Origin of the sequence: Streptomyces roseolus (genome assembly GCF_014649855.1) — a bacterium.
Classification (GTDB): domain Bacteria; phylum Actinomycetota; class Actinomycetes; order Streptomycetales; family Streptomycetaceae; genus Streptomyces; species Streptomyces roseolus.
Genome location: NZ_BMTV01000038.1, coordinates 20,473 through 33,206, shown reverse-complemented (window position 1 = coordinate 33,206; position 12,734 = coordinate 20,473). Strand labels below are relative to the sequence as shown.

At 74.6% G+C, this 12,734-nt stretch carries 16 protein-coding genes and 1 pseudogene; 12 read left to right on the top strand and 5 right to left on the bottom strand.

What is annotated here, in order from left to right:
* A pseudogene (locus IE245_RS37410) lies at nt 1-129 on the top strand (glycosyl hydrolase family 8); the annotation flags it as partial.
* Nucleotides 130-145: 16 nt separating this feature from the next.
* Here the strand turns inward: IE245_RS37410 and IE245_RS32475 are convergent.
* The gene (locus IE245_RS32475) at nt 146-667 is read right to left on the bottom strand and encodes a hypothetical protein (protein WP_189954240.1); all 522 of its coding nucleotides are present in this window, start codon (nt 665-667) and stop codon (nt 146-148) included.
* A 198-nt stretch (nt 668-865) separates the two neighbouring features.
* Here IE245_RS32475 and IE245_RS32470 point away from each other — a divergent pair, with 198 nt between their 5' ends.
* From IE245_RS32470 to IE245_RS32450, 5 genes are all read left to right on the top strand, one after another.
* Complete coding sequence (locus IE245_RS32470) at nt 866-1,285, top strand: hypothetical protein (protein ID WP_308436646.1); 420 nt, start codon at nt 866-868, stop codon at nt 1,283-1,285.
* The gene (locus tag IE245_RS32465) at nt 1,278-2,342 is read left to right on the top strand and encodes a polyprenyl synthetase family protein (protein WP_189954238.1); all 1,065 of its coding nucleotides are present in this window, start codon (nt 1,278-1,280) and stop codon (nt 2,340-2,342) included. Before IE245_RS32470 ends, IE245_RS32465 begins: the two co-directional genes overlap by 8 nt.
* 29 nt (nt 2,343-2,371) lie before the next feature.
* Complete coding sequence (locus IE245_RS32460; protein ID WP_229851819.1) at nt 2,372-3,553, top strand: oxygenase MpaB family protein; 1,182 nt, start codon at nt 2,372-2,374, stop codon at nt 3,551-3,553.
* A gap of 78 nt (nt 3,554-3,631) precedes the next feature.
* A complete protein-coding gene (locus IE245_RS32455) occupies nt 3,632-4,180 on the top strand; it encodes an STAS domain-containing protein (RefSeq protein WP_189954236.1) in 549 nt (182 codons plus the stop codon).
* Between the two features lie 52 nt (nt 4,181-4,232).
* Complete coding sequence (locus tag IE245_RS32450; RefSeq protein ID WP_229851815.1) at nt 4,233-4,682, top strand: ATP-binding protein; 450 nt, start codon at nt 4,233-4,235, stop codon at nt 4,680-4,682.
* Here the strand turns inward: IE245_RS32450 and IE245_RS32445 are convergent.
* Entirely contained in the window at nt 4,630-5,556 is a 927-nt protein-coding gene (locus IE245_RS32445) for a SigB/SigF/SigG family RNA polymerase sigma factor (RefSeq protein ID WP_189954235.1), read from the bottom strand. The two genes, IE245_RS32450 and IE245_RS32445, sit on opposite strands and share 53 nt — an antisense overlap.
* Nucleotides 5,557-5,657: 101 nt before the next feature.
* Between IE245_RS32445 and IE245_RS32440 the strand changes: the two genes are divergently transcribed.
* Nucleotides 5,658-6,107: an ATP-binding protein gene (locus IE245_RS32440; protein WP_189954233.1), complete on the top strand. Its 450-nt coding sequence runs from the start codon at nt 5,658-5,660 to the stop codon at nt 6,105-6,107.
* 79 nt (nt 6,108-6,186) lie between these two features.
* Complete coding sequence (locus tag IE245_RS32435) at nt 6,187-6,510, top strand: DUF3040 domain-containing protein (RefSeq protein ID WP_189954231.1); 324 nt, start codon at nt 6,187-6,189, stop codon at nt 6,508-6,510.
* Nucleotides 6,511-6,618: 108 nt separating this feature from the next.
* Here the strand turns inward: IE245_RS32435 and IE245_RS32430 are convergent, their stop codons facing one another.
* The 3 genes from IE245_RS32430 to IE245_RS32420 form a co-directional block, all read right to left on the bottom strand.
* The gene (locus IE245_RS32430) at nt 6,619-7,980 is read right to left on the bottom strand and encodes a carboxyl transferase domain-containing protein (RefSeq protein ID WP_189954229.1); all 1,362 of its coding nucleotides are present in this window, start codon (nt 7,978-7,980) and stop codon (nt 6,619-6,621) included.
* Nucleotides 7,977-8,498 carry a DUF6114 domain-containing protein gene (locus tag IE245_RS32425; protein ID WP_189954227.1) on the bottom strand — a complete coding sequence of 174 codons (522 nt, stop codon included), beginning with the start codon at nt 8,496-8,498 and terminating at the stop codon, nt 7,977-7,979. The genes IE245_RS32430 and IE245_RS32425 overlap by 4 nt, the downstream gene beginning before the upstream one ends.
* 134 nt (nt 8,499-8,632) lie before the next feature.
* Nucleotides 8,633-9,091, bottom strand: a complete 459-nt coding sequence (locus IE245_RS32420; protein ID WP_189954225.1) for a Crp/Fnr family transcriptional regulator — start codon at nt 9,089-9,091, stop codon at nt 8,633-8,635.
* A 241-nt stretch (nt 9,092-9,332) separates the two neighbouring features.
* Between IE245_RS32420 and IE245_RS32415 the strand changes: the two genes are divergently transcribed.
* The 4 genes from IE245_RS32415 to IE245_RS32400 are packed head-to-tail and all read left to right on the top strand — an operon-like array spanning nt 9,333 to nt 12,662.
* Nucleotides 9,333-10,178: an amino acid ABC transporter ATP-binding protein gene (locus tag IE245_RS32415; RefSeq protein WP_229851809.1), complete on the top strand. Its 846-nt coding sequence runs from the start codon at nt 9,333-9,335 to the stop codon at nt 10,176-10,178.
* A gap of 18 nt (nt 10,179-10,196) precedes the next feature.
* Nucleotides 10,197-11,039 carry a glutamate ABC transporter substrate-binding protein gene (locus IE245_RS32410; RefSeq protein WP_189954223.1) on the top strand — a complete coding sequence of 281 codons (843 nt, stop codon included), beginning with the start codon at nt 10,197-10,199 and terminating at the stop codon, nt 11,037-11,039.
* A 10-nt stretch (nt 11,040-11,049) separates the two neighbouring features.
* Entirely contained in the window at nt 11,050-11,715 is a 666-nt protein-coding gene (locus tag IE245_RS32405) for an amino acid ABC transporter permease (protein WP_189954221.1), read from the top strand.
* Nucleotides 11,712-12,662, top strand: coding sequence for an amino acid ABC transporter permease (locus IE245_RS32400; RefSeq protein ID WP_189954219.1), 951 nt, complete (start codon nt 11,712-11,714; stop codon nt 12,660-12,662). The genes IE245_RS32405 and IE245_RS32400 overlap by 4 nt, the downstream gene beginning before the upstream one ends.
* Nucleotides 12,663-12,734 lie beyond the last annotated feature (72 nt).

Here is a 12,734-nt window from a genome sequence, read left to right as displayed (position 1 = left end):
AGCCAGGCCTGGCTCGACGCCCTCTGGAACAAGATGGTCGCCACCCCCGTCGACACCGGCAGCTACTTCTCCGCGAGCATCCAGCTCCAGGTGATGATCACGGTCTCCGGCAACCACTGGGTCCCCTAGCGCCCCGCCCCCTCGGTCAGCCGGGGCCGACCAGGCCCTTGCGAGGATCGACGCGGACCCCCGCCTGCCAGACGGTGGGTCCGCACTTCTCGCCGTTCGGGGTCGCCGCGCGCAGTGCGACCCGCGTCGAGAACGCGTGGACGACCCGGCCGCCCCCGGCGGGCTCGCCGCCCGCCGACTCCTCGCCGGCCGGCTCGTCGGGCGGCGCGATGACCGCGAAGCGCACCGTCACCTCCCGCGGCCCGTCCTCCTCCGGCAGCCGTACCTGGAGGAAGGCGGTGTCGTCGCCCGCCGCGGGGGCCGAGGGCTCCCGGCACGTGCCGTCGGCGCAGATCCTGTAGCGCGAGCCCGCGGGGAAGTCCGCCGGGCGCCGGCTCACCGTCACGCCGGAGTCGGCGCCGATCAGCGTGCAGATGTTCCCCGGCGGGCCCAGGCAGCCCGCCGTCAGGAGCGCCGCGGCCGCGGACGTCACCGCGGCGACCGCGGCGCGGCGGGTGACGGGGGAGTGGAGGGCGAGGCGCGCCGGCTCGGTGGGCATGAGTAGGCAACTACCTCGGACGGAGGAGGAGTTCCAGAGGATTCACGATCCTCGCACCGCACATCCCGCGGTGATCACCGGAACTCCCGGCCATGATCACCTGAACGAGTGAGCGCGGGTCGGGAACGCCCCCGTCCATGCCCGATGCTGGCCCGGTACCCACCCCGATCCCCCTCTCTTCCCGAGGAGCCGGCCGGCATGACCCACCCCACGCCCCCGGGCGAACGCCCCGACGAGAAGGCCCTGTTGCTGGCCGCGGGCCTCGCCGACCTGGTCGTGGAGACGATCGGCACCGCCGCCGGTTCGCTCCGCTCCCTCCTCGGCCGCGCCGACTCCGCCGACATCGCCCAGGACGCCGCCGCCGACCTCCGCGCCCGGGGCCGGCTGGCGCTCGACCGCCTCGCCGCCGACCGCGACGGCCCCCGGTCCCTCCCGCACATGGAGCTCCTCGCCCGCGAGGCCGCCGCCCGCCGGTCCGCCGCGGAAGCCTCCGCCACCGATCCGGGCACCCGGCACCCCGGCACCGATCCCGGTACCGACCCCGCCACCCGGCACCCCGCCACCGAGGCGGGCCCCGGCGCCCAGGCGTCAGGCGCCGAGGCGGGCCCCGATGCCTGAGGTCCGGGTGCCGTGGGTGCCGGAGGAGTTCAAGGCGCGCACGGACGCGGTCCTCGCCGGATTCCTCGACGACGAGGCCGCCGAACTCCTCGCCGTCGACGACGCGCTCGACCCGCTCGCCGAGGCGCTGCGCGCCACCGCCCGCCACGGCAAGCGGCTCCGCGCCGCGTTCTGCTACTGGGGCTGGCGGGCCGCGGGACAGCCCGACAGCGACGCCCTGATGCGGGCCGCCGCCGCGATGGAGCTCGTCCACGCCGCCGCCGTCGTCCACGACGACCTCATCGACGACAGCCCCCTGCGGCACGGCCGCCCCACCGCCCACCACCTCTTCGCCGCCCTGCCGCACCTCGGCCGGAAGCCCCGTACGGCGGCCCGCGCGCTCGCCCTGCTCCTCGGCGACCACCTGATGGCCCTCGCCGGCCGCCTCTACGCGGAGTCCGGGCTGCCCGCCGCGTACCTCTCCCGGGGCCGGCCCCTCTGGGCCGCCCTCGCGCGCGAACTCGTCGCCGGCGAGGCCCTGGAGATCCTGCACACCGGCGGCCCGCCGGACACCGGCACCTCCCTCAAGGTGATCCGCTACAAGACCGCCAAGTACACCGTCGAACACCCCCTCCTCCTCGGCGGACTCCTCGCCGGCGCCCCCGCCGCCCTCCGCGAGGGGTACTCCCGCTACGGGCTGCCGCTCGGCGAGGCGTTCCAGCTCCGCGACGACCTCCTCGGCCTCTTCGGCGATCCCGCCCGCACCGGAAAGGCACCCCTCGACGACCTCCGCGCCGGCCGGCCCACCGTCCTCCTCGCCGAGACCTGGAACGCCGCGGATCCCGCACAGCGCGCGCTGCTGCGCCGCGCCCTCGCCGGCGACGGGCGGCCCGACGACGGCGAACTGCGCGAGGCGCGCGCCCTCATGGCCGGTCTCGGCGCGCCCGCACGGGTCGAGCGCATGATCGCCGGCCGGGTCGAGGAGGCCGTCCGCACCCTCGACGAGCTCGACCTGCCGACCGCCGCCCGCCGTGCCCTCACGGACCTCGCCCACCGCGCGGCCGTCCGCCACCACTGACCTTCCCCACCGCCCCTGGAGCGCCCGCCGTGACCGGCACCCACGCCATCCACCCCCCGTACACCGACGCCTCCCTCGACGCCCTGCGCCAGAGCGGCGACGAGCTCGCCGACGCCGTCGTCGCCACGCTCTTCGAACGCGGCGAGGTCGGCCTCTTCAACTCCCTCATGCGGTACGTCGCCGTCTCCGGCCAGGAGCTCCCCGCCGGTCTGCCCGACGTGGCCAGGGAGTACCTGGAGACGACGGCCGTCCCGCCCGCCTGGGTCGACTGGAACGAGATGGAGAGGGCCCGGCTCTTCTTCACCGACAACAACGTCCACATCAACACCGCCCTCTCCTTCGCCTCCATGCCCGCCTGCTACGTCGTCCCGCGCGTCGCCCGGCTGCTCTCCGCCACCCACGGCCTGCACTACCCGAGCAAGCGCATGGCGGAGACCGGCCAGTTCACCACGTACCTCATGCGGCCCGACGCCTTCGAGGCCGGCGGCCGGTTCGTGCCCGCCGCGCAGAAGGTGCGGCTCCTGCACGCCTCCATCCGCCACCACCTGATCCGCGCGGACCGCTGGGACACGGCCGCCGACGGGGTGCCGATCTGCCAGGAGGACATGATCGGCGGGCAGATGTTCTTCTCGATGCTCGTCCTCGACAGCCTCCACCGCCTCGGCGTCCACATGTCCGTCGAGGGCGCGGAGGCGTACCTCTACGCCTGGCGGGTGGTCGGCGCGATCCTCGGCGTGGACCAGACGGCCGTGCCGAAGACCCTCGACGAGGCGCGCGCCTTCCTCGACCTCTACCTCCTCCGGCACATGGGCCCCTCGGAGGAGGGCGTGGTGCTGACCCGGCAGCTGATCGACCTGTACGAGGAGGTCGTGCCCGGCACCTTCTTCGACCCCGTCGTCTCCGCCCTGATCCGCCACCTCGTGGGCGACACCGTCGGCGACTGGCTCGACGTGCCCCGCAGCCGCTGGGACACCGCGGTGAAGGCGCTGCCGCCGCTGCTCGGGGTGCTGGAGTCGGTGGAGGACGCGTCACCGTTCGCGGCCTGGGCGCTGGACCGGATCGGCCACCTGACCTCGGTCTTCGAGCTGTCCACGCTCACCCGGGGCCGGGTGATGCACTATGCCGTTCCGGAGCACCTGAGGAAGGAGTACGGCGTCGACACGGGGGTCGCCCGCAACCACCGCTGGACGCCGCCCCCGCCCACCGTCTGACCCGCCGCCCCGGCCCTCTGCTCGCAGGGTCGGGCGTATGGTCGGAAAATGGACTCACCTGGTGGAGGTGAGGCGTGCATGGACGGCAGCAGGGACAGCGGGGAGGGAGTGTTCGGGAGCGGTCCGCCGCACCGGCCGGGCCGGTTCAGGGTGGACGTGCTGCCCGACCGGGGCCGGCAGGCCGTCGTCGTGGCACCGCTCGGCGAGCTCGACCACGACACGGTCGAGCCGCTCGACACCGCCCTGGAGAAGCACGCCGACGCGGCCCGGATCGTCGTCGACTGCGCCGGGCTCGACTTCTGCGACTCCACCGGCCTGAATCTGCTGCTCAAAGCCCGCGCCCGGGCCCTGGAGGCGGGCGCCCGGCTCGATCTGGCCGGGCTGCGGCCCCCGGTGGACCGGATGTTCGAGATCACCGGCGCCCTGCACGTCTTCCAGGTGTACGGGGACGTCCGCGAGGCCTTGGCCGACGACCCCTGGGCCGACCCCTCCGCGACGGCCCGGCCCGCCGGCCCCGCCGCGGACCCGCCGCCTCCCGGCCCGTCCGCAGGCGGGGGCACCGGGGAAGGCTCCGGTGACGCCCCGGCCCCCGGAGCGGGCGGCGGCCGCCCCGGGGACCCGGTCTGACGGGCGGCCCGTGATGGAGGAGAGCGACGAGATCCGGGGTGACGGACCACCCGTGGCGCAGACGCGCCGCCTGGTGCTGCACGGCAGCGCCGGCGCGGTCTCCCGCTGCCGCGCCTTCACCGCGCGGGCGCTCGCCGACTGGGGCTGGATCCCCGCCGAGAGCGCCCAGGGCCGGGAGCGGGCCGACGACGTCCTGCTCCTGGTCTCCGAGGTCGTGACCAACGCCTGTCTGCACGGCGGCGGCCCGGAGGAGTTCGTGCTCCGGCACGCGGACGGACTGCTCCGGGTCGAGGTCGCCGACCGCAGCCCCGAGCGTCCGCGCCGGCTCGCCCCGCGCTCGCCGTCCCTGCCCGGCGGGCACGGGCTGATGGTCCTGGACCGGCTGGCGACCGACTGGGGCTCCTCGGACCGGGGGCCCGGGGCGGTGGGCAAGGTGGTGTGGCTGGAGGTCAGTCGTCCGTCGCGTCCGCCGTGGCGTCGTCGTCCAGCAGACCGTCCCTGAGCTCGCCGAGGATGCGGGCGAGCAGCCGGGACACGTGCATCTGGGAGAGCCCGATCCGCTTGCCTATCTCGGCCTGCGTCAGCTCTTCGCCGAAGCGCAGGGAGAGGATCAGCCGGTCCCGGGGGCAGAGCCGGTCGAGGAGCGGCCGCAGCGAGTGGAGGTCGTCGATCAGCTCGTAGGCGGGCTCCTCGACGGCGGTGCGCCGTCCGGCCGTGCCCTGCGGTGCGTGGGAGTCGTCGTCGCCGACGGGGGCGTCGAGCGAGTGGGCGCTGTAGCCGTTGGAGGCGAGCTCGCCCTCCGCCACCTCCTCCGGGGTGAGGTGCAGCCGCGCGGCCAGTTCGGCGCGGTCGGGCCGATGCCCGTCGCGCTGCTCCAGGTCGTCGGAGGCCTTGGCCAGGTCGATCCGCAGCTCCTGGAGCCGGCGCGGCACCCGCACCGCCCACCCGGTGTCCCGGAAGAAACGTTTCATCTCGCCGACGATCGTCGGCAGCGCGAAGGCGGAGAACTCGACTCCGCGGCTCGGGTCGAACCGGTCGATCGCCTTGATCAGCCCGATGGTGCCCACCTGCACGATGTCCTCCGCCGGTTCCGGGCGGCCCCGGAACCGCCGGGCCCCGAACTTCACCAGGCTCAGGTTCAGCTCGATCAGGGTGTTGCGCACGTACGCGTGCTCGGGGCTGCCCTCGTCGAGCTCCCGGAGCCGCACGAACATCGCCGCGGAGAGGGTCCGCGCGTCGTCCGTGGAGGACGCGAGCGGATTCTCCGGCTCCGGCAGCCCCCCGAGTGCCCGTCGCCGCGTGGCGGCGGACGTGGTCGCCTCTTCGTGGGTGGATGACGGAGGCGGGGATGCTTCTACGACTCGGCCCGTGGCCATGAGGTTCCTCCTAGCGGAGAAGATGCCCACTAAGGATCTCTTGACCCATATGAACCTATTTTTAAACGTTTGGGAGGATTTGGAGAGGTCAGGTGCAGGCCATGGAGACACAGGGAAGCAACCGTGGGACCGGCTCCAGGCGGTACGCGCTCGGCGGCGGGCCGGGCACCGCCGGTTTCCTCCGGCGGCTCTCGGCACAGGCCGTGGCCGACTGGCACGGGCCGCTGTCCCCGTCGGCCAGGACGGCCGTCGCCGATGTGCAGCTGCTCGTCACCGAGCTCGTCGTCGACGCGGTGCGGCGCGGCGGGGTCCCGTACGAGTTCCGCCTCGACCGTTCCGCCGACGGTGTCCTGCTCCAGGTGAGCGACACCGCGCCGCCGGCACCCCGCCCGGAGGGCCGGCACCGGCCGGGAGCCCCCGGCCGCACCACCCTCCACCTGGTCGGGCGGCTCGCCGCGGCCTGGGGCTGGGTGGCTCGCGACCACGGGTGGACCGTCTGGTGCGAGGTCCGCGTCCCCCGGGTGTCCGCGGCCCCCCCGGCTCCTGTCTGAAGCGGCCCCCGGCGGGTAGCCGCCCGGAGGAACGACCCCGCCGCCCGCGCGGGATCCCGGACCGGAGGAGGTGCCCACGATGGACGAGGCCCGGCTCTCCCCGCACGAGCAGCGCGTACTGGCCGAGATCGAGGCGGACCTGAACGCCGACGCCCGGCTCGCCCGGCGCATGGCCGGACGCCCGCCGGCCCCCCGGTCGCCCCGGATCAAGGGGCGCCGGGGGGCGGGAGCCGCGCTCCTCGCGATCGTGACGCTCACCCTGCTCGTCCTCGCCGCGGCGACCTCGGCCCCGGCCCTGATCTGGGCCTTCGCCGCCGCCTGGGTGGCGACGCTGATCCTGCTCCTGCGCGCGGTGGTCCGCTGGACCCGGCGCCGGTCCGCCGACGGGCCGCCCGACCGCTGACCCGGGCGCGGGGCGCCGGATCCGGGACCCCACGGGCGTCCCGGACGTCCCGTACGGACGGGACAGGCCGGCACGGAGCACGGCGCGCCGTCGGGCGGCCCGGCCGCCTCAGCCGTCGGCGCGGCCCCCCTCCGGCACCGGCCGGGCACCGACCACACCCCGTACCACCCCCAGGGCGACCAGGTCGTCCGGGCGCAGGCGCAGGTCGTCGGCGGTGGCGTCGGCGTCCTCCGGGGCGCGCTTCAGGATGGCCGTGGCGAGCTCGGGGGCGATGACGGAGAAGTACGAGTCCGGCGTCGCCCAGGTGGCGCCGGGTGCCGCGAGCGCCAGCGCGCCGCCCGAGCCGCCCTCGCCCACGAGCAGCGCGGTCACCGGCACGGGGGCCTCCGCGACCGCGCCGAAGAGCTCCGCGATCGCCGGGCCCGCGCCCGCCCGCTCCGCCTCGGCGTCGTTCGCGGCGCCCGGGGTGTCGATCAGCGTCAGGACCGGGATCCCCAGCCGGCCCGCGAGCCGCACCAGCCGCGCGGCGGTGCGGAACCCGGCCGGCCGCGTCGCCGTCCCGCACTGCGCCGCGTACGCGACCGTACGGCCGTCCGGCAGCCGGCCGAAGCCGCACCGGGTCCCCGGATCGGTGCCGCCGACGCGGTCGCCGGACAGCTCCGCCCGCTCGGTGAACACCTCGGCGAGGTAGCGGTCGGCCCGGGGCCGCTCCGGGCGGCGGGCGCGCGCCACCGCGTCGCGCCCGCTCGCGGCCGGGTCCGTGGCGCCGAGCGCGTACGGCGGCGGGACCGGCCCCTCGGCCGGCCGGGTGAGCAGCGACAGCCAGCGGCCCAGCACCCCCCGCAGCTCCGCGGCGGGGACGACCGCGTCGACGTGACCGTGGGCGAACTGGGACTCGGCCGTGTACGCGGCGGGGTCGGCGTCCCGGGGCCGGACCCGGGAGCCGGCGAAGCCGACCTGCGCGCCCGGCAGCGCGAGGACCACGTCCGAGCCGGCCCCGAGGGTGGCCCAGCCGCCACCGGTCGTCGGATCGCGCAGGACGGCGAGCTGCGGCAGCCCCGCGGCCCGGGTGCGCGCCGACTCCCCGGCCAGCCGCTGGAGCTGGACCAGCGCCCGCATGCCCTCGTGCATCCGGCTGCCGCCCGTCGCCAGGAGGACCGTCACGGGCAGCCGGTGGGCCCGGGCGTGCGCGTGCGCGGCGGCGACCCGGTCGCCGGTGCCCTCGCCGATCGAACCGCCCAGGTAGCCGAACTCGAAGGAGACGAGCACCGTCCGCGTCCCGCCGACCGTGCCGGTGCCGCAGACCACGGACTCGTCCTCGCCGGACCGGGCGGCCGCGGCGGTCCGCGCCCGTCCGTACCCGGGCCAGTCGATCGGCCCGTCACCGCCGGGCCCCGCGGCGGTGGGGAGTTCGGTGAAGTCGTCGGTGACGAGGGCCAGTGCCCCGCGGGCGCTCACAGCTGCTGTCATCGGGGGCCTCCCGCCCGTAGCCGGGTACGCCGGGTCACGCCGCCGGGTGCCGTCACCGTACCGTCGGGTAGCCGGCCGGGAAGGTCCCGCGCTCCCGGTGCGGCGAAGATCACTCCGCCCGCTCCGCCGGCTCCCCTCCAGGCGGGTCCGCCGACCTGCGGACCCGCGGTCGGTGCGCCGCCCGGGCCGACCCCGCCCCGGAGGTCCGGCCGCTCCTCCGCCACCCCGGACCGCCCCGGCGCGAGCGCCCCGCCCGCCGTCCCCGGCGCCGTCCCGAGGAGGAGACCGCCGAGGTCGGGCGCCACCCAGGAGGCGGGCGACGCGAGCACGCCGACCGTTCCGTACCGCCGTCGCCGGCGCGGACCGCCCAGGACCGGCAGGCCGTGGCCGAGCGTCGTCAGCGGCACCAGGCACCGGAGCCCGCCCGTGGCGAGCGCGGCGGGACCGGCCCGCCGGCCCGGCACGATCCCGGCGCCGGCCGACCCGAGCACCGGCCCGGCGGCCGGCGGCGCCGCCACGATCACCACCGCTCCCGGAGGCCGGGTGGGACCGTGCGGTGCTCCTGGCGCCGGCGGCGGAGCGGTACGGCGGGAACGCCGCCCGGCCGTACGGCCCCCGCCGCGAGGGGGCGACGCGCGTGCTCCGGGAGACCTCAGGCCATGATGCCGCTGCCGTGCGGCGCGTACAGGTCGAGCAGCCGCACCCGCGTCACCTGGAGCCGGTGCGCCAGGATCGACCCGACCCAGTAGTAGATCGCCGACCCGAACTCCACGTCCGTGCGGCACATCGCCCGTACCGCCGTCGCGTCGAACTCGTACGCCCTGACGGGGGTCGTCGCCTCCGCCCCCGACTGGCACAGATACGGCGGGAACAGCCAGGACAGTCCCACCAGTTCGCCGTGGCGCAGCGTCTCGATCACCGGCGACCCCCGCCCCGGCACCTTGGCGTCCAGGCTCACCGCGCCGGTCTTCACGATCCAGAACCGTTCCGCGTGCCGCTGCTCCTCGAAGAGCCGGTCACCCGACTCGAAGCGGACGTCCTCGGCGAAGGCCATCAGCCGCTCGCGGTGCTCCGCCGGCAGCGAACCGATCTTGGGTGCGGCACTCCTCATGACGGGCCCTCCTCGTCGCGCGCGTACGCCCCCGATCCCAGTCTCCGCCCGCCGGGCCCGGAACGCAGGCGGCGCGGGTGCGCGCTCACCCCGCCGACCGTGACGTCGCCGGGGAGGGGCGGCCTCCGGGGCGCCGCCCGGCCGAGCGGGCCCTCGGCTCCGGCGTGCGCCGGGGCCGTGCAGGGCGGAGCATGAGACCGAGGAGAGAACGGCCGAAGGGGGCGGGAGCCAGGAGGGTGACATGCCCGACCCGGAGACGCCCGGACCGAAGGCGCCCGACCCCGGGACGCCGGGCCCGAAGGTGCCCGGTCCGAAGGTTTACGGTCGGCAGGCATCCGCCCCGGGCGACGGCGACGCGCTCGTCGTGCTCCGCGGAGTCGACAAGCACTTCGGGACGCTCCACGTCCTCCGGTCCATCGACCTCACCATCCGGCGCGGCGAGGTCGTCGTCGTGATCGGGCCCTCCGGCTCGGGGAAGTCCACCCTCTGCCGCGCGATCAACCGCCTGGAGACCATCGACAGCGGCGAGATCCGCATCGACGGCAGGCCCCTGCCCGCCGAGGGCAGGGAACTCGCCCGGCTCCGGGCCGATGTCGGCATGGTGTTCCAGTCCTTCAACCTCTTCGCCCACAAGACCGTCCTGGACAACGTCACCCTGGGGCAGATCAAGGTCCGCAAGAAGGACCGGAAGACCGCCGAGGAGAGGGCCCGCTCCCTTCTCGACCGCGTCGGCGTCGCCGCGCAGGCCGACAAGTACCCGGCCCAGCTCTCCGGCGGCCAGCAGCAGCGGGTCGCCATCGCCCGGGCCCTCGCCGTGGACCCGAAGGTGATGCTCTTCGACGAGCCGACCTCCGCCCTCGACCCGGAGATGATCAACGAGGTGCTCGAGGTCATGCGGCAGCTGGCGCGGGACGGCATGACCATGGCCGTCGTCACCCACGAGATGGGCTTCGCCCGCTCCGCGGCCCACCGCGTCGTCTTCATGGCCGACGGCAGGATCGTCGAGGAGACCACCCCCGAGGAGTTCTTCGGCAACCCGCGCAGCGCCCGCGCCCGCGACTTCCTCTCCAAGATCCTCCACCACTGAGCCCCACGGGGTGATCGCATGAACCCGCTCAGGACCACCCGGACCCTCGTCGCCTCCGCGACGGCCGTCGTCCTCGCCCTCGGCACCGCCTCCTTCGCCCAGGGAGCCGTGCCCGCGGACCACGGCGACGACGACAGGATCACCATCGGCATCAAGTTCGACCAGCCCGGCATCGGCCTGAAGACCCCCGACGGCACCTACACCGGCTTCGACGTCGACGTGGCCACCTACGTGGCGAAGCAACTCGGCCACGAACCGAACGAGATCGTCTGGAAGGAGGCGAAGAGCGCCGACCGAGAGACCATGCTCCAGCGCGGCGACGTCGACTTCATCGCCGCCTCCTACTCGATCAACGACGAGCGCGCCGAGAAGGTCGACTTCGCCGGCCCCTACCTCCTCGCCCACCAGGACGTGCTGATCCGCGCCGACGACGACTCCGTCAAGCGGCCGTCCGACCTGAACGACAAGCGGCTCTGCTCCGTCACCGGCTCCACCTCCGCGCAGAACGTCAAGGACGACATCGCCCCCGACGCCCAGCTCCAGGAGTACGGCGGCTACTCCGAGTGCCTGACCGGCCTGGAGAACGGCGTCATCGACGCCCTCACCACCGACGACTCGATCCTCGCCGGATACGCCGCCCAGGAGGAGTTCAAGGGCAAGTTCAAGCTCGGCGGCTTCGAGCTGAGCAACGAGAACTACGGCATCGGCGTCCAGAAGGGCAGCGACCTCAAGGACAAGATCAACACCGCTCTGGAGAAGATGGTCGACGACGGCTCCTGGGACGCCGCCGTGAAGAAGAACTTCGGCCCGGCGAACTACCAGAACGAACCCGCCCCGAAGATCGGCGTGATCGTCGAGTGAGCCGGCCGCCGTGTTCGACTTCCTCGAGGGCTACGACCTCCTGGGCGCCTTCTGGGTGACCGTCCAGCTCACCTTCTGGTCCGCCCTCGGCTCCCTGGTCTGGGGGACGCTGCTCGCCGCCATGCGCGTCGGCCCCGTCCCCCTCATGCGGGGCTTCGGCACCGCCTACGTCACCGTCGTCCGCAACATCCCCCTCACCGTCATCATCGTCTTCACCTCCCTCGGTCTCTTCCAGACCCTCGGGATCAGCCTCGGCGCCGACCGCTTCACCACCATCAACTTCCGGCTCGCCGTCCTCGGCCTCACCGCCTACACCAGCGCCTTCGTCTGCGAGGCGCTGCGCTCCGGCATCAACACCGTCCCCCTCGGCCAGGTCGAGGCCGCCCGGGCGATCGGCCTGAGCTTCCCCCAGATCCTCCGGATCATCGTGCTCCCGCAGGCCTTCCGCTCCGTCGTCGGCCCGCTCACCAACGTCCTCATCGCCCTCACCAAGAACACCACCGTCGCCGCCGCGATCGGCGTCGCCGAAGCCGCCCTGCTCATGCGGGAGATGATCGAGAACGAGGCCCAGCTGATCCTCATCTCGGCGATCTTCGCCTTCGGCTACATCTGCCTCACCCTGCCCACCGGCCTCCTCCTCGGCCGGCTCGCCAAGAAAGTCGCGGTCAAACGGTGAGGCGCACCGGCAGCGGCCGCGCGGCGAAGCGCCGCACCGACCGGGACGAGGCCCCCACCGTCCTCTACGACGTCCCGGGCCCCCGCGCCCGCCGCCGCAACCTCCTCTGGACGCTGCTCTTCCTCGCCGCCCTCGCCGCCGTCGTCTGGTGGGTGATCGCCGGACTCGGCGCCAAGAACCAGCTGGAGGCGGAGAAATGGGAACCGTTCCTCACCGACGGCCGCGTCTGGCAGACGTACCTGCTGCCCGCCCTGAAGAACACCGTCATCGCCGCCGCGCTCGCCATGCTCCTCGCCCTGCCGCTCGGCGCCCTCCTCGGCATCGCCCGCCTCTCCGACCACCGCGCCGTCCGTGCCGGCGCCGGCACCGTCGTCGAGTTCTTCCGCGCGATCCCCGTCCTCATCCTGATGCTCTTCGCCAACGCCGCCTACGCCGAGTTCACCGACATCAGCCCCGAGACCCGCCCCCTGTACGCGGTCGTCACCGGCCTCGTCCTCTACAACGCCTCCGTCCTCGCCGAGGTCGTCCGCGCCGGCATCCTCGCCCTCCCCGCCGGCCAGACCGACGCCGCCAAGGCCATCGGCATGCGCAAGGGCCAGACCATGGCGTACGTCCTCCTGCCGCAGTCCGTCACCGCCATGCTGCCCGCCCTCATCAGCCAGCTCGTCGTCATCGTCAAGGACACCGCCCTCGGCGGCGCCATGCTCGGCTTCGCCGAACTCCTCGCCTCCGTCCGTCCCATGAGCGCCAACTACGGCGCCAACACCATCGCCTGCTTCACCGTCGTCGCCGTCCTCTTCGTCCTCCTCAACCTCGCCCTCACCACCTTCGCCGCCCGGCTCGAACGCCGCCTGCGCCGCGGCAAGCGCTCCACCGGCGCCGTCGTCACCGCCGAAGCCGTCGACGACCTCGCCACCCCCGGAGAACCCCCCGCCCCCAAGCCGTGACGACACCCCGCCCCGGTGCGGCCCGCGCCCGAAACCATGACGAAGCCGCTCGGCAGCAGCATTCGGCCCGGA